The sequence below is a fragment of the Streptomyces sp. NPDC060209 genome, assembly GCF_042728155.1.
Taxonomy (GTDB): domain Bacteria; phylum Actinomycetota; class Actinomycetes; order Streptomycetales; family Streptomycetaceae; genus Streptomyces.
Genome location: NZ_JBHWZS010000197.1, coordinates 1 through 16,189 on the forward strand (window position 1 = coordinate 1; position 16,189 = coordinate 16,189).

The following is a 16,189-nucleotide window of genomic DNA, read 5'->3' on the forward strand; positions in this document are numbered from 1 at the left end:
GACGGACAGGCAGTGCGCGACGACCTCGTCGCCCGGGTGCCAGGCGTTGACGCCGGGCCCGGTGCGCAGCACGACACCCGCGAGGTCGGAACCGATGACGTGGTACGGGAGGTCATGGCGCTTGCTCAGGTCACTGAGCTTGCCGTACCGCTCCAGGAAGCCGAACGTCGAGACGGGCTCGAAGATCGACGTCCACACGGAGTTGTAGTTGACCGAGCTGGCCATGACGGCCACCAGGGCCTCGCCCGGGCCGAGCTCCGGCACCGGCACGTCCTCGATGTGGAGGGACTTGCGGGGGTCCTTGTCGCGGCTGGCGACGCCGGCGAACATCTCGGCCTCGTCCTTGTGCACGGTCACCGCGCGGTACGACTCGGGGATGGACAGGGCCGCGAAGTCCGCGGCCGTGCTGTCCTGCGATTGGATCGCGTCCAGGATTTCCTTCACGGTGATGCCTCCGGCAGATCGGGTCTCCGGCGTCGAGGGAAACGCTCGGAGGACCCCTGTGGTCAGGGGAGCGGTGCGGTGTGGAGGTGTGCCGTCGGTTCGGCGGGTGGTGCTGTGGGCCTGCTCGGTGGAGCAGAAGGGTTTGCCTGTGACGCAGGCGCCCGGGCGCGCGGACACGTGGTCTGCGGGGACAGCCGGCGTACGAGAGGTCTCTGCACGCCGGCCGCCCGGACTCCTTCAACGTATGGCACTCCGTGACAGGTGGCAAGGCACCCAGTGCCAACAATTTCTCTCAGTTGTCATCTCGTAGGCACGCATGAGCAACATCATGGGCGGTATGGCGCGTTGCTCCCTCTTTTGTGCGAGCTACGGCGCGGTGCGGTACACGTACGGCGTCGTCGTGCTGAGGGCCGTGAAGCCGAGCCGCCGCAGGATCGGGGCGGACTGATCCGTCGCGTCGACCTGGAGGAAGCGGTAGCCGAGCCCGGCGGCGATGCGAGCCCGGTGGGCGATCAGGGCCCGGTAGATCCCCCTGCCCCGCCAGGGCGCCGCGGTCCCTCCTCCCCACAGCCCGGCGAAGCCGGTACCGGGGTGCATCTCCATCCGGGCCGAACTCACCGGTTCGTCGCCCGCCATGGCGACCACTGCGACGAACGTGTCCGGGGTGTCGGTGAGGCGGGCCAGGGCCTGGTGACGCAATCGCGAACCGTCGGTGCCGAAGGCCAGCTCATGGGCCCGGACCATCAGCTCGACCCCTGCCGCGTCGGTCACGTTCCGCAGCCGGACGCCCTCGGGGAGTGCCACCGACATGGGCCGCTCCGCCACGGGGGCCACCAGCAGGGTCTCCGGCGGCTCCGGCTCGAAACCGGCCGCGGTGAGGAGTCCGCCGAGCCCGGCCGGGCTGTCGTGCGCGTACAGCTTCCACTCGAACTCGCCGAGACCCCGGGAGGTGTAGTGCTCCACCTGTGCCGCGATCTCCGACTCCGCGCGGCCGGGGGAGAGGTCGGGGGCCGTCCACACCACGCCGTTCCAGTCGTCGGGGCCGCCGGTCTGCCGTACGACGTCACCCACCCGTTCGACGCGTGTGCCGGGGCCGTCGGGGCGGGCGTGTTCGCGCATCTCGCGGTCGAAGAGGGCCAGCATCTCGTCGGGTTCCATGTGCGCATCCGAGCACGCCGGTCCGCGGCTGACCACCGGGTTTTCCGGGCCGCTGCGTCAACCGCCGGCCCCGGGGCAGACGGAAGTGATCTTGATCGGATCGCAACGGGCAGGGGTGGGTACGCGATGGGTATACAGGTGCGCAGAAGTGTCCGTAAGGGCCGGGGGGCCGAATTCGACGTCCGGCGGACAGCGTTCGGCTTCGTGTTCCTCGCCCTCCTGGTCTGCGGTGCCGGGCTGGCGGTGCGCATGGCCCTGAGGAGCGCCGAACGGCATCCGGTGGTCGCCGTGGCCTCGGTCGCCGTGCTGGTGGCCGGGGCCGTGGCGCTCCTGCGCATGCGTCGCAGCCGCAGGACGGCGGCCAGGGCGGCCGCGGCAGCCGTCGAGACCGCGTACGAGGTCGTGGACGCGGCCCTGGAGGAGTTGCCGCCGGCCGCCGTCCCGGACCCCGAGCCGGTGTGGCCGGTCGACTACGCGGCCATGGACCCGTACGACTTCGAGGAGGCCGTGGCCGCTCTCTGCGGGCGGGACGGCTGCCTCGACGTCGAAGTCGTCGGAGGAGCCGGTGACCTGGGCGCGGACGTGGTGGCCACCACGCCGGACGGCCGCAGTCTGGTCGTCCAGTGCAAGCGGTACACGGACGGCAACAAGGTCGGCTCGCAGGATCTCCAGCGCTTCGGCGGCACCTGTTACGCGGTGCACGGGGCCGAGGCGGCCGTCGTCGTCACCACCGGCGAATTCACGGAACCGGCTCTCGAGTACGCCGAGCAGTGCGGCATAGTCTGTGTCGGCATCGACGAGCTCACCGCGTGGAGCGAGGGCGCCGCGCCGCCGCCCTGGCACGCGGCAGCGGCCGTGCGGGCCGCCGAGCGCTAGCGGACACCGCCTGGGAGCCCGCCGGGACCGGGCTCAGTGCTCCTTCAGGGCCTGCTGGATCGTGCGCATGACCTCGTCGAGCGGCGCGTCGGTGCGGGCCACGGCGACCAGCACCTCGCCTTCCCTGGACACCGACGCGGCGGGAGTCCTCGCGGGCTCGCCCCCCACGGTCCGCCCCGCCCCGATCCCCGTGCCGAAGGTGTCCCGGACGATCGCGAACGCGTGATCGAGCTGCGACTCGACGTCGCCCTGGCCGTCCGCGCGCAGCCAGCGCCGCAGTACATGGTTGTGCGCGGTCACCACGGCGGACGCGGCGACCTCCGCGAGCAGCGGGTCGTCATTGCCCACATGGTGGTCGCGCTCATCGAAGTGGCCCAGCAGATAGCGCGTGAAAAGCCGCTCGTAGCGGGCCACCGAGGCGATCTCGGCCTCGCGGAGCGTGGGCACCTCACGGGTCAGTTTGTAGCGCGCCACGGAGACCGCGGGCTTCGCCGCGTACATCTTCATGACTTCCTTGATGCCGCGGCACACGGTGTCGAGCGGGTGCTCGTGCGCGGGGGCGGCATTGAGGACGGCCTCGGCCCTGACGAGGGTGTCGTCGTGGTCCGGGAAGATGGCCTCTTCCTTGGAGCGGAAGTGGCGGAAGAACGTGCGCCGGGCGACCCCGGCGGCCCCCGCGATCTCGTCGACCGTCGTCGCCTCGTACCCCTTCGTGGCGAACAGTTCCATTGCCGCCGCGGCCAGTTCGCGGCGCATTTTGAGCCGTTGGGCTGCGGCCCGGGTGCCTGCGGCGGTTTCCGGGGCGTCCGTCGCGGCGGAGGAACGAGGGGACTTGGCGGGTTGGGACATGAGGTGAACGTAACCCATCGGTGCAGGGGAGTGCGCCTGTGGGGGCGGGTCGCCCGAGGGCCCCAGCAACCCGCCCCACCCGGCTCCGGGATCAGCGGCGGGCATATTCGCGGAAGCCGCGCCCCGTCTTGCGGCCGAGGCAGCCCGCGGCCACCAGATGCTCGAGCAGCGGCGCCGGGGCGAGGCCCGGGTCGCGGAACTCGCCGTGCAGAACCTTCTCGATGGCGAGCGAGACGTCCAGGCCGACGACGTCCAGGAGCTCGAAGGGGCCCATGGGGTAGCCGCCGCCCAGCTTCATCGCCGCGTCGATGTCGTCGAGCGTCGCGTAGTGCTCCTCGACCATCTTGATCGCGTTGTTGAGATAGGGGAAGAGCAGCGCGTTCACGATGAAACCGGCCCGGTCGCCGCAGTCCACCGGGTGCTTGCGCACCTTCAGGCAGACCTCACGGACCGTGGCGTGCACGTCGTCGGCGGTCAGCACTGTGCGGACCACCTCGACCAGCTTCATCGCGGGCGCGGGGTTGAAGAAGTGCATCCCGATGACGTCCTCGGGCCGCGAGGTCACCTTGGCGACCGCCACGACAGGCAGGGACGAGGTGGTCGTCGCCAGCACCGCGCCCGGCTTGCAGACCTTGTCCAGGGTCTGGAAGAGCTGACGCTTGATCTCCAGGTCCTCGGCGACCGCCTCGACAGCGAGATCGACGTCGGCGAAGGAATCCAGCGAGCCCGCGGCGGTGATCCGGGCGAGCGTCTCGTCCCGGGCCTCCTCCGTGAGCCTGCCCTTGGCCACCGAACGGCCCAGGGACTTGGCGATCCGGGCCTTGGCCGTGTCCGCCTTCTCCTGGCTGCGCGCGGCGAGCACCACGGCGTACCCGGCCTTCGCGAAGACCTCGGCGATACCCGAGGCCATGGTCCCGGAGCCGGCCACGCCCACCGAGTTCACGTCCCGCCCGGTGGCCGCGCCCGCGCTCCCGGTCGGAGTCAGGGCGTCCGGCACCACGTCCTGGCCGCCAGGGGCGTCGTAGGTGTAGAAGCCGCGGCCCGCCTTGCGGCCGGTCAGGCCCGCCTCGCTGAGCTGCCCGAGCACCGGGGCCGGGGCGTGCAGCCGGTCGTGGGACGCGGAGTACATGGCCTCCAGGACCGTGCGGGCCGTGTCGATGCCGATCAGGTCGAGCAGCGCCAGTGGGCCCATCGGCAGCCCGCAGCCCAGCTTCATGGCGGCGTCGATGTCCTCACGGGAGGCGTAGTTCGCCTCGTACATCGCCGCGGCCTGGTTGAGGTAGCCGAACAGCAGGCCGTCCGCGACGAAACCCGGGCGGTCGCCGACGGCGACCGGTTCCTTGCCCAGCTCACGGGCGAGCCGGGTGACGCTCTCCACGGCGGGCGGTGCGGTCAGCACGGAGGAGACCACCTCGACGAGCTTCATCACGGGCGCCGGATTGAAGAAGTGCAGGCCGAGGACGCGCTCGGGGTGCTGCGACTCGGCGGCCAGCCGGGTCACGGAGAGGGCGTTCGTGCCCGTAGCGAGGATCGTGGTGGGGGAGACCACCGCGTCGAGCTCCCGGAAGAGCTGCTGCTTTATCTCGTACGTCTCGGGCACGACCTCGATGACCAGCTCCGCGTCCGCGGCGGCCTGCAGATCGGAGAACGTTCGGAACCGGGCGAGGATGTCGCGCCGCTCCTGCTCCGTGATCCGCTCACGTCGCACGGAGCGCGCGGTGGAGGCCTCCAGGGAGGCGACGGCCTGACGGGCGGCTGCTTCGCTGATGTCGATGCCGACGACCTCGCGGCCCGCACGGGCCAGGACCTCGGCGATGCCGGTGCCCATGGTGCCGAGGCCGACGACGGCAATGGTGGTGAGCGGGGTGTCCATCACGGGACTCCAGGGTGAGTGACGACTGAGAGGAGCACTGCGGCGCGCAGGGTCGGAAACAACCGGCGCTCGGTGTGCGGGAATTGCGTGTCGTGGTGCACGGTCCCGGGTGCGCACGGCACACGGGGGAGAGGTGACGGGCTCTGTCCCGAGCCGCGTCTCACAAACTGCCGAACCGACAAGCACTCCGAATGGCTGCGTCACCAGGCCACCGGAGCCGGCGGGTGTGTGTCCCGCTCACTTGAGACTAACCGGCGAGTAACGAGCGCGCCAGCCCTGGCCGTCTGTGCCCTGGCACACAGTTCTTAGAGCTCTCGACTCCGCTGGAGCAGGGGACACCCCGATCCGGACACCCTGCGTGTGCATCGCTAAACTCAACGTCATGGATGAGGAGTTCCGCTCGCTGACGGACAGACTCGGCGACGAGGCGGGTGGGTCCGAGGCCTTCCGGAGGCTGCTGGCCACCGAGGACGACGAGGAGCTGGCCCTGGTCCTCGTCGAGCGCGAACGCCCGCTGTGGGCCCGTGAGATCGCGGCGTTCCGGCTCGGCTGCCGAGGCGACCGCCGGGCCTTCGAGGCGCTGGTGCTCCTCCTCAACCACCGTGATCCCGAGCGCTGCGTATCTGCCGCGCACGCCCTCCGGCTCCTCGGTGACCCCCGGACACCCAGAGCGGCGGCCGCGCTCGCCACCAACAGCATGCGGACCGCCTACGCCCTGCATCCGGTGCGGCTGCTGACCGCACTCCACGCACCCGAATCGGTGCCCGCCCTGGTCAGCACCCTGCACCGGCTGCTGACCCCCGGCGAGCCGCACTGGCGCGTCGCGCTCGCCTGCGTCGAAGGTCTGGGGATCCTCGAGGACGGGAGAGCCCGCCCGGTCCTGGAGGCGGCGCTTCCGCACCCGCGCCTCGGCACGGCGGCGGCGGAGGCCCTCAGGCGGCTGCCGGCGGGCTGAGCGCGCGTACATACCGGACCTCGGGCACCATGGCACCACCTGCCTCGAAGGTCTCCTCCGCACCGTCCGGCCGGAACCCGGACCGCTCGTAGAAGCGCCGGGCCCGCACGTTCTCCTTCAGCACCCAGAGCGTCATCTCGCCGAATCCGCCCGCCTGGGCCCGCGCGGTCACCTCGGTGAGCAGTGAGCGCCCGGTGCCCGTGCCGATGCGGTCCGGGCGCACATAGAGCGCGTACAGCTCACCGCGCTCCTGCCGCCCCGTCCCGTCGCCGCACGGTCCGTAGCAGGCCCAGCCAGTCACCGTGGCGTCCGGAGCCTCGGTCACCAGGTTCACCGGCCCGCCGTCCGCCGTGAGGTACGCGCGCCGGCGCTCGGCGTCCTGGACGACGTCCATCGCGTCCAGGTAGGCCTGCGGGATCAGACCCGCGTACGCGTGCCGCCAACCGCGGACCCGTATGTCCGCCACGGCGGCGCAGTCGGCGAGCGTCATGTCCCGTACACGTACGCCGGGGGCGTGCGCGGGGATGGTCCGTGTGATCACGCGGACCATCCTGGCGCACGCCCCCGGTGAGGGTTCGGCAATTGTCAGCCGCGGAAACCGAGCAGGCCGTGCAGTGTGCTGCCCTTCGTGCTCGTGCCCGACTTCGTGGCCGGGGCGGCCTTCGGCTCCGGCTGGGCGGCGCAGACCGCGTCCGCGCCGCTGCCGCCGCCGGTCGGGAGGGTGCCGTCGGTGAGGTAGTCCACCAGGTGCGCGTCCAGGCACCCGTTGCCGCTCAGCGTGATCCCGTGGTTGCCGCCGCCCTGCTCGACGACGAGACCGGACCCCTTGAGCTTGCGGCTCATGGTGACGCCGCCCTCGTAGGGCGTGGCCGCGTCGTCGGTGGCCTGGAAGATCAGTGCGGGAGGGATCCGGTCGTTGCTGACCTGCACGGGCTCCAGCGGCTCCACCGGCCAGGTCGCGCACGGGGCGTTGTACCAGGTGTTGTTCCACGTCATGAAGGGCGACTTACGGTGCGCCTGCCAGGTGTCGTTGCGCCAGGTGCTCCAGGTCCGGGGCCAGCCGGCGTCACGGCACTGCACGGCCGCGTAGACGGAGTACCCGTTGTCACCGCTCTTGTCGACGGCGGCGAAGTCGTCGTAGGCCGTGGCGAGCGCGTCCTGGTCCTCGTCCTTCACGTACGCCGCGAACGCCTCGGCGAGGCGCGGCCAGTAGCCGTCGTAGTAGCCGCCCGGCATGAAGGTGTCCTCGAGCTCGGACGGCCCGACCTTGCCGGCCGCGGGCTGCTTCTTCACCGCGTCGCGCATCCCGTACCACGCGGCTTCGACCGCTGCCGGGTCGCTGCCGAGGCCGTACGTGGCGTCGTTCTTCGCCACCCACGCGGCGAAGGCCTTGTGGCGGGCGTCGAACGCGTGGTCCTGGCCGAGGTTGTCCTCGTACCAGACGCCGTCCGGGTCGACGACCGAGTCCAGCACCAGGCGGCGTACGCGCTCGGGGAACAGCTTGGCGTAGACCGCGCCCAGATAGGTGCCGTAGGAGTATCCGAAGTAGTTGATCTGCTGTGCGCCGAGGGCCTGGCGGATGACGTCGAGGTCCTTCGCGGCGCTGACGGTGTCCATGTACGGCAGCAGGTCGCCGTGCTTCTCGCCGCACGCGGCCGCGAAGGACGCGGCCCGGTTGCGCGCGGTCTTCTCCGCCTCGTAGGAGTCCGGCACGGTGTCGGGGCGTACGGGCTCGAAGTACTTCGGTACGCAGTTCAGGGCGGGGGTGCTCTTCCCGACCCCGCGCGGGTCGAACCCGATCACGTCGTACTGCGCCGCGAGCTTCGCGGGCAGTGAGGACGCCACGAAGCCGGCCATGGAGAGCCCGCTGCCGCCCGGGCCGCCGGGGTTGACCAGCAGCGGCCCCTGCGAGGTCTTCGCCGTGTGCGGGATCCGGGAGAGGGCGAGGGTGACCGGCATGCCCGACGGGTTGTCATGGTCCAGCGGTGCGCGGACGGTTGAGCACTGCAACCTCGGATACGACTTCGTCCCGCAGCCGGTCCACTTGAGCGGCGCGGCGGCGCGTGGAGTCGCCGTACCCGCCTCCGCGGACGTGGTGGACGGCGCGGACGCGGTGGACGGTGCGGCGGTCACCAGACCCGCGACCGTGGCACCGACGGCGACCAGAATTCCTGCACGTTTCGTCATGGGGCCTCCCGGGGTCGGGGAATGGGGCTGTGGGTGGCACAGCCCCCGCCGCATGCTTCCCGGTTCCGGATACGGAAGGACTCATGTCGTCGAGAGTTGACCCGTTCGGTGACGGAGACCGGAGCGGTCAGAGCAGTGACAGCTGGGTGGGACCGTCCGGGAGGGCCGCCGGGGTCTCGCGGACGACGCGGCGGGCGCCGCCCCGGTCGGCCGGGCCGATGCCGAACTCGGCCGCCAGTTCGTGTACCCGACGGGTGATGCCCCGCTGGTACCAGGTCGGCGCGTACGCCCCGTCCGCGTACATCTGTTCGTACCGTCGCACCAGGTGCGGATGGTGCTGGGCGAGCCACTGCATGAACCACTCACGGGCGCCGGGCCGCAGGTGCAGGACGAGCGGTGTGACCGAGGTCGCCCCGGCGGCGGCGATGGCGCGGACCGTGGCGCGCAGCTGATCGGGGTGGTCGCCGAGGAAGGGGATGACCGGGGCCATCAGCACTCCGCAGCCGATGCCGTTGTCCGTCATGGCGCGGACGACGTCCAGGCGGCGCTCGGGGGAGGGGGTGCCCGGCTCGACCGTGCGCCACAGCTCCGGGTCGGTGAATCCGACGGAGACGGAGACGCCGACCTCGGTGACCTCGGCGGCCTGCCGCAGCAGGTCGAGGTCGCGCAGGATCAGGGTGCCCTTCGTGAGGACGGAGAAGGGGTTCGCGTGATCACGCAGGGCCGCGATGATGCCGGGCATGAGCCGGTAGCGGCCCTCGGCACGCTGGTAGCAGTCGACGTTCGTGCCCATCGCGATGTGCTGGCCGTGCCACTGACGGGAGGCCAGGTGGCGGCTCAGCAGTTCGGCGGCGTTGACCTTGACGACGATCTGGGAGTCGAAATCGAGGCCGGTGTCCAGGTCCAGATAGCCGTGGGTCTTGCGGGCGAAGCAGTAGACGCAGGCATGGGTGCAGCCCCGGTACGGGTTCACGGTCCATTCGAACGGCATACGGGAGGCCCCGGGCACCCGGTTCACGATCGAGCGGGCCCGGATCTCATGGAAGGTGATCCCCCTGAATTCCGGGGTGTCGAAGGTGCGCGTGGTCACCGCGTCCGCGGCGAAGAGCGCACCGTTCCCGCTCTTTGTGGTGTTCTCTGCCAGATTGTCCCAGCGCATGAACCCCTCCTCGGTAGTACTCCGGCAGAGAATAGAACATATGTTCCCTTGATCGTGCGCGGCGGGGTGCGGGACCCGATTTTGAGGGGCCGCACCCGAGGTGGTTGGCTCAGCAGCACCCCGAACAACCGAGTGCTGGAGGAACAGGCATGGCGCAGGTCGAGGCCACGACAGAGCGGATCATCGCGGCGGACGCAGAGAAGGTGTTCGATGCGCTGGCCGACTACAAGGAGGTCCGGGGCAAGGTGCTGACCGGGCACTTCAGTGAGTACGAGGTGCGCGAGGGCGGAGACGGCGAAGGCACCCTCGTCCACTGGAAGCTCCAGGCCACGAGCAAGCGGGTCCGCGACTGCCTGCTCGAGGTCACCGAGCCGACCGACGGGCAGCTGATCGAGAAGGACCGCAACTCCTCGATGGTCACCACGTGGACCGTCACCCCGGCGGGCGAGGGGAAGTCCAAGGCCGTCGTCTCGACCGTGTGGAACGGCGCCGGCGGCATCGGAGGGTTCTTCGAGAAGACCTTCGCGCCCAAGGGGCTCGGCCGGATCTACGACGAACTGCTGCAGAACCTCGCCACCGAGGTCGAGAAGTAACGCCGCTCCCCCTGCTGTTGGCGTCGCGGCCGGCCTCACCGGAACGGGTGGTTTTCCGGGGCGGCCGGTTGTGCGCCGTAGTGCCTCCCACCGGCGCATAAGCCCTCCGTGTGCGCCGTGCGTGCGCCCGGTCGCGTTTGCCCCGCCTTGCCGCCTGATGCGAGAAATGGGCGGCGCAGCTGCGACGAGGGGAGCGTCACGTGGTGGGTGGGATCACTCTGGTGAAGGACGAGCCGGGAGGCACGGAGTACGGGCCGCCCGGGCCCGGGACCCCGGTGCGGGCCGAGCCGCCCCCGCCGCCGTCCGCCGCCGGATCGCCCGCACCGCCGGACGAGATCAGCCCCCGCAGGGTCCGGCTGGTCTTCCTCGGGCTGATGCTCACCCTGCTGCTCGCGGCACTCGACCAGATGATCGTCGCCACCGCCCTGCCGAAGATCGTCGGTGAGCTGCACGGCCTGGACAAGATGTCCTGGGCGGTCACCGCCTATCTGCTCGCCTCCACGATCGGCCTGCCGATCTACGGAAAGCTCGGCGACCTCTTCGGCCGCAAGGGCGTCTTCCAGTTCGCGATCATCATCTTCATCATCGGTTCCGCCCTCGCGGGCTGGTCGCGCACCATGGACGAACTCATCGCCTTCCGGGCCGTCCAGGGCATCGGCGGCGGCGGGCTGATGATCGGCGTCCAGGCGATCATCGCGGACATCGTCCCGGCCAGGGAACGGGGCCGCTACATGGGCCTCATCGGGGCGGTCTTCGGCCTCGCCTCCGTGGCCGGGCCGCTCCTCGGAGGCTTCTTCACCGACCACGCCTCCTGGCGCTGGTGCTTCTACATCAACGTGCCGTTCGGCATCGTCACCCTCGCCGTCATCGCACTCGTACTGAAACTGCCCAAGCCGGCCGTCCGCCCCCGCCTCGACGTGCTGGGGGCACTGCTGCTGGCCGCCGCGTCGACCTGTCTGGTGCTGCTCACCAGCTGGGGCGGTACGGAGTACGCCTGGGGCTCGCGGACCATTCTGGGACTCGCCGCCGGAGCGGCCGGAACGACCCTGCTCTTCCTCGTCGTCGAGCACCGCGCCGCCGAACCCATCATCCCGCTGCGGCTGTTCCGCGACTCGGTCTTCAACGTCACCTCCCTGGTGGGCGCGGTCGTCGGGGTCGCACTGTTCGGGGCCGCCAGTTACCTGCCGACCTACCTCCAGATGGTCGAGGGGGTCTCCGCCACCGAGTCGGGGCTGCTGATGCTGCCCATGATGGGCGGAATCGTCGTCGCATCCGTCGTCTCGGGCCAGCTGGTCTCGCGCACCGGCCGCTACCGCGTCTATCCGCTGGTGGGCGGAGCCGTATCGGTCGTCGGCATGTGGCTGCTCTCCCTGCTCGACACCGGCACCTCGGCGCTGGAGTACGGCATCTGGCAGGCGGTCCTGGGCATCGGGATCGGCCTCGTCATGTCCATCCTGGTGCTGGCAGTGCAGAACTCCGTACGCCCTTCCGACCTCGGCACCGCCACCAGCGCCCACAACTACTTCCGGCAGATCGGCGGCAGCGTCGGCGCCGCGATCTTCGGGACCCTGTTCGCGGGGCGGCTCGCGGACGCGCTCGGGGTGCGGCTCCCCTCCGGTGCGGACCTGCCCGACCCGGAGTCGATCACACCGCAGCTGGTCCACTCCATGGAGCCCGCACTGCGCGACGCCTACATCCAGGCGTACGCCGACGCGATGCCGCGGATCTTCCTCTACCTGGTGCCGGTGCTTCTGCTCGGCCTCTTCCTCGCCTTCTTCCTCAAGGAGAAATCGCTGGTGTCCCACCACACCCCGCAGACGGCCCCCGACCCGGCCGCGGCTCACTCCACGATCCCAGCGGCCCGTACCGACCCCGGCCCGCCGCAGCCCGGTCCTCTCGCCGGGACCCCGGTGTGCGGCCGCGTCCAGCACCCCGACGGCACGGTGGTGGGGAGGGCCGCGCTCACCCTCATCGACGGCCAGGGGCGGCAGGTCGGACGCGGGGCGAGCGGCGACGACGGGCGGTACGCGCTGAGCGCGCCCGCGGCCGGTTCCTATGTGCTGATCGCGGCCGCGGGCGGGCATCAGCCGCAGGCCGTCAGCGTGACGGTCGGAGACCGGCCGGTGGAGCTCGACGTGGTCCTGGGCGGGGCGGGACGGCTCGCCGGAGCGGTACTCACACCGGACGGCGCGCCCGTCCGCGACGCGGCGGTCACGCTCACCGACGTACGGGGCGAAGTCGTCGCGTCCACCCGCACCGGGCGCGAAGGCGCCTATGTGATCAGCGAGTTGGTGGCCGGTGAATACACCCTGGCCGCCAGTGCCCCGGCCTTCCGCCCCGCCGCCCTCCCGGTCAGCGTGCAGGCCGCCCGGGAGACCAGGCAGGACATCGAGCTGGCGGGCGGCGCCGTGCTGCGCGGGATCGTACGCGCCCCCGGCGGACGCGCCGTCGAGGACGCCAGGGTCACGCTGCTGGACGCGGCGGGCAATGTGGTCGACACCCTCACCACCGGCTCCGACGGGGCGTTCCGGTTCGTGGACCTGTCGACCGGTGAGTACACCGTGATCGCCGCCGGCTACCCGCCCGTCGCCACCGTGCTCCAACTCCCCGGAGGGGGACGGACCGAACGCGATCTCCAGCTGGGACACGAGGACTGACGGCGGTCGGACGAGCGGGGGTGTGCTGGGGCTCCCGCGCACCCCCCGGACCTCACGGCAGCAGACGGGGCTTCCGTCCCGCCGCGACATCCTCGACCCAGCCGAAGGACACCACCGCGACCGCGATCAGCACCCACGCGACGCCGAACTGCACCCACTGGCTCTCCAGCGGCAGATTCCGCTCCAGCGCGGGCACCTCCCACATCAGGTCGATCAGCGGCACCGCGGCCATCAGCGCCACCTCGTGCCAGAGATAGACCGTCACCGCGCGGGCGTTGAACACCGTGACGATCCGGTCGGCCACCGGATGACGTACGAGTCCGTCGAAGCGGGGCCGGAAACGCAGCAGGAGCAGTACGAACCCCGCCGACCACAGCGCCTGGGCGAGCGGGATGTCGTCCAGGTCGAACGAACCGTCCGCCGGGTGCCCGGCCGCCCACCAGGCACCCGCGGCCATCAGCGGCGCCGCGACGGCCACCGATCCCGGGCCGCGCAGCCGGTCGAGGACACCGTCGCGGTGCGCGAAGCCCAGCAGCCAGCAGAACAGGAACACCGACGCGTCACTGAGGGCGCTCCCGAGCCGGCCGTCCGGCACACCGGACACCGTCTCCAGCACCACGACGGGCACCAGGGACAGGGCGAGCGCCGGGAGCGGCGCGAGCCTGAAGAGACGCAGCAGCAGGGGCGAGAGCAGCACGAACCACAGGTAGGCGCGCAGGTACCAGAGCACCGCCCAGGCCTGCTCGCCCCACGCGTTGCCGGGCGGATCACCGACCGGCAGCACCCAGAGCAGTACGTCCGGCCCCGGGACCCAGCCGTGCAGCAGCATCGCCACCACGAGCACGAGGCCGAACAGCCACACCGGGATCAGCAGCCGCCGCAGCCTGCTGCGGAGCACCCCGGGAGCCGGCCGCTCCAGCGAGCGGGCCATGAGCGAACCGGCGAGCGCGAACATCACGCCCATGGACGGGAAGACATATCCCAGCCAGGGCCACTCGAAGGTGTGGTAGGTCACCACCCGGACGAGCGCCACGGCCCGCAGCACATCGAAGGACCGGTCGCGGCCCGTGCCCGTGGCGGTCGCGGGGGGCGGCGCGAGCGCCGTCCTGCGGTGTGCCCCCGCCACTACGACGCCCCCATGTGGGGCGTGCCCACCTCGCCGGTGCGCTTCAGCTTCTGCCAGCGCAGACGGCCGCCGGTCGCGGCCGTGACGCAGGAGTGGATCAGCACGAGGTACATCAACTGCCGGTAGGCGAGCTGCTGGAAGGGCAGCATCAGCAGATAGCGGTACTTCTCCCCGTCGAGGCGGAAGGCGTACGCCGCGCAGAACAGCTGAACGGCCAGGACCGCCAGCCAGGCGAGCAGTGAGGCGCGGAAGTCCACGAAGATCATCGCGTAGACGGTGAAGACGTCGATGAGCGGAGCGAAGACCGGTGTGACGATCTGGAAGAGGACGACGAGCGGCATGCCGACCCGTCCGAAGCGCCCGGAGGGCCCCCGGTCGGTGACGGACCGGCGGTGCTTCCACAGCGCCTGCATGGTGCCGTAGCTCCAGCGGTAGCGCTGACGCCACAACTGCCCCAGTGAAGCCGGTGCCTCGGTCCAGGCGCGGGCGTGCTCGGCGTAGACGACGCGCCAGCCCGCGCGGTGGAGCGCGATGGTGATGTCGGTGTCCTCTGCCAGTGTGTCCTCGCTCATCCCCCCGGCCTCCAGGACCGCCTGGCGGCGGAAGGCGCCGATGGCGCCGGGGATGGTGGGCATGCAGCGCAGCAGGTCGTACATCCTGCGGTCCAGGTTGAAGCCCATCACGTACTCGATGTGCTGCCAGGCGCCGATCATCGTGGACCGGTTGCCGACCTTCGCGTTGCCCGCGACCGCGCCGATCCCCGGGTCGGCGAAGGGCTGGACGAGCTGGTGCACCGCGTCGGGCTCGAAGACGGTGTCTCCGTCCATCATCACGACGATGTCGTAACGCGCCTGCCGCACGCCGTTGTTGAGGGCCGCGGGTTTGCCCGCGTTCTCCTGCCGTATCACCCGGACATTGGGCAGGCCGAGCGATTCGGCTATCTCCGCGGTGCCGTCGGTCGAACCGTCGTCGACGACCACGATCTCGATCGGATGAGTGCTCGCGGCGAGGGAATTGAGCGTGGCGGCGATGCACTCCTTCTCGTTGTAGGCCGGAACGATCACACTCACCGGCCCTGTGACCTCGGGCCCCCAGGTGAACCGGCGTCTGTTGCGCTGCCGGTAGTGGCGCCGGGCGAGCAGGAGCATCATGCCGAAGCGGCCCAGGACCGCCACGCCGACGACACCCAGTACCGCGGCGAGGCCCGGCACGATCCATTCCGCGACCGCGACCGCGGCGAGCAGGGCGCGGCCCTCCCACACACTGGCGGTGTCCGCCCGGCGGTGGGCGGCCTGTTCCGAGTCGCCCTGCGCGGTGCCTGCCTGCGCGGGTCCGCCCTGTGCGGCGCGGTCATCCCCTGCGGCGTCCTCCCCGGCGGCGGCCGCGTCCTGCTGCTGCGCACCGCTGACGGTGGTGAAGGTGTAGCCCTTCGCCTTCATCTTCTTGATGTACTTCGGCAGAGCGGCCAGCGTCTCGGAGCGGTCGCCGCCCGCGTCGTGGAAGAGGACCGAGGCCCCGTCGCCGTCCTCCGGCGTCGCCCACTTGACGATCTTCGAGACTCCCGGCTGCTGCCAGTCCTCGCTGTCGGTGTCGATGAAAACGCTGGTGTAGCCCATCGCGCCGAGGCGCTCGTAGACGGGCCAGCTGTAGTCGTCGATCGCATCGGTCTTCGAGGAGTACGGGGCGCGGAACAGAGTCGTCGTGATGCCCGCGGCGCCCGCCAGGGCGAGCTGCGTCTGGGCGATCTCCCGCTTGACGCGGGCCTCGCTCTGATAGGAGAGGTCGACATGGGTGAAGGTGTGGACCCCCACCTCGTTGCCTTCGTCGACCATCCGGCGGACGACGTCCGGATAGCGCGAGATCATCGAGCCGACGAGGAAGAAGGTGCCCGGCACGTCGTTCTCGTCCAGGATGTCCATGACCTTCCCGCTCCACTCGGGATCGGGGCCGTCGTCGAAGGTCAGCACGATGGTCTTGTCCGGCACGGACTGCGTTCGGGCGGTGCCGCCGGGGAAGCTCAGGAGGGGTCCGCCCTCCAGCACCTCGCTGGGGACCGTGTCCGCCGAGGCATCGGAGCGCACCCGCTGGTCGTTGCCCACCTCGGCACGCAGATAGCCGTCCAGCAGCATCATGCAGACGAGCCCCAGCAACAGCAGCAGAGCCATGATCACGCGGGGCCGGGGGACGGCCTGGCGTCCCACTCGGCCGATCCTGCCGGGCGTGGCGTGCCGGCGGCGCGAAACGGCCATCAGTTCGACCCGCCCGATACCGATGCCGACGCCGTCGCCTGGCCGGACGGTGTCGCCCGGCCG

13 protein-coding genes are annotated in these 16,189 nt (G+C 70.9%); 4 read left to right on the forward strand and 9 right to left on the reverse strand.

Annotation, left to right across the window (positions count from 1 at the left end):
* The coding region (locus ACFWFI_RS29520; protein WP_387395908.1) for an alcohol dehydrogenase catalytic domain-containing protein at positions 1-444 on the reverse strand (444 nt) is incomplete at its 3' end.
* A 366-nt stretch (positions 445-810) separates the two neighbouring features.
* A complete protein-coding gene (locus ACFWFI_RS29525) occupies positions 811-1,602 on the reverse strand; it encodes a GNAT family N-acetyltransferase (RefSeq protein WP_387395911.1) in 792 nt (263 codons plus the stop codon).
* A 126-nt stretch (positions 1,603-1,728) separates the two neighbouring features.
* On the opposite strand from ACFWFI_RS29525, the gene ACFWFI_RS29530 reads away from it, so the two are divergent.
* A complete protein-coding gene (locus tag ACFWFI_RS29530; protein WP_387395913.1) occupies positions 1,729-2,478 on the forward strand; it encodes a restriction endonuclease in 750 nt (249 codons plus the stop codon).
* A gap of 33 nt (positions 2,479-2,511) precedes the next feature.
* Here the strand turns inward: ACFWFI_RS29530 and ACFWFI_RS29535 are convergent, their stop codons facing one another.
* Positions 2,512-3,327, reverse strand: a complete 816-nt coding sequence (locus tag ACFWFI_RS29535; RefSeq protein WP_387395916.1) for a TetR family transcriptional regulator — start codon at positions 3,325-3,327, stop codon at positions 2,512-2,514.
* A gap of 91 nt (positions 3,328-3,418) precedes the next feature.
* Positions 3,419-5,200 carry a 3-hydroxyacyl-CoA dehydrogenase family protein gene (locus ACFWFI_RS29540; RefSeq protein WP_387395920.1) on the reverse strand — a complete coding sequence of 594 codons (1,782 nt, stop codon included), beginning with the start codon at positions 5,198-5,200 and terminating at the stop codon, positions 3,419-3,421.
* Positions 5,201-5,582: 382 nt separating this feature from the next.
* Between ACFWFI_RS29540 and ACFWFI_RS29545 the strand changes: the two genes are divergently transcribed.
* Positions 5,583-6,155, forward strand: coding sequence for an adenylosuccinate lyase (locus tag ACFWFI_RS29545; RefSeq protein ID WP_387395923.1), 573 nt, complete (start codon positions 5,583-5,585; stop codon positions 6,153-6,155).
* On the opposite strand, the gene ACFWFI_RS29550 is transcribed toward ACFWFI_RS29545, so the two are convergent.
* The 3 genes from ACFWFI_RS29550 to ACFWFI_RS29560 all read right to left on the reverse strand — a co-directional run bounded on the left by ACFWFI_RS29550 (position 6,133) and on the right by ACFWFI_RS29560 (position 9,501).
* Positions 6,133-6,705: a GNAT family N-acetyltransferase gene (locus ACFWFI_RS29550; RefSeq protein ID WP_387395926.1), complete on the reverse strand. Its 573-nt coding sequence runs from the start codon at positions 6,703-6,705 to the stop codon at positions 6,133-6,135. The two genes, ACFWFI_RS29545 and ACFWFI_RS29550, sit on opposite strands and share 23 nt — an antisense overlap.
* Positions 6,706-6,740: 35 nt before the next feature.
* Positions 6,741-8,342: an alpha/beta hydrolase gene (locus ACFWFI_RS29555; RefSeq protein ID WP_387395929.1), complete on the reverse strand. Its 1,602-nt coding sequence runs from the start codon at positions 8,340-8,342 to the stop codon at positions 6,741-6,743.
* Between the two features lie 127 nt (positions 8,343-8,469).
* Entirely contained in the window at positions 8,470-9,501 is a 1,032-nt protein-coding gene (locus ACFWFI_RS29560; RefSeq protein WP_387395932.1) for an Rv2578c family radical SAM protein, read from the reverse strand.
* A gap of 149 nt (positions 9,502-9,650) precedes the next feature.
* Here ACFWFI_RS29560 and ACFWFI_RS29565 point away from each other — a divergent pair, with 149 nt between their 5' ends.
* Both ACFWFI_RS29565 and ACFWFI_RS29570 read left to right on the forward strand, forming a co-directional pair.
* A complete protein-coding gene (locus tag ACFWFI_RS29565) occupies positions 9,651-10,094 on the forward strand; it encodes an SRPBCC family protein (protein ID WP_387395935.1) in 444 nt (147 codons plus the stop codon).
* Between the two features lie 200 nt (positions 10,095-10,294).
* Entirely contained in the window at positions 10,295-12,751 is a 2,457-nt protein-coding gene (locus ACFWFI_RS29570) for an MFS transporter (RefSeq protein WP_387395938.1), read from the forward strand.
* 52 nt (positions 12,752-12,803) lie between these two features.
* Here the strand turns inward: ACFWFI_RS29570 and ACFWFI_RS29575 are convergent, their stop codons facing one another.
* Together ACFWFI_RS29575 and ACFWFI_RS29580 are read right to left on the reverse strand one after the other, a co-directional pair.
* Positions 12,804-13,877 carry an acyltransferase family protein gene (locus ACFWFI_RS29575; protein WP_387395941.1) on the reverse strand — a complete coding sequence of 358 codons (1,074 nt, stop codon included), beginning with the start codon at positions 13,875-13,877 and terminating at the stop codon, positions 12,804-12,806.
* Positions 13,877-16,126 carry a bifunctional polysaccharide deacetylase/glycosyltransferase family 2 protein gene (locus tag ACFWFI_RS29580; RefSeq protein ID WP_387395944.1) on the reverse strand — a complete coding sequence of 750 codons (2,250 nt, stop codon included), beginning with the start codon at positions 16,124-16,126 and terminating at the stop codon, positions 13,877-13,879. The genes ACFWFI_RS29575 and ACFWFI_RS29580 overlap by 1 nt, the downstream gene beginning before the upstream one ends.
* Positions 16,127-16,189 lie beyond the last annotated feature (63 nt).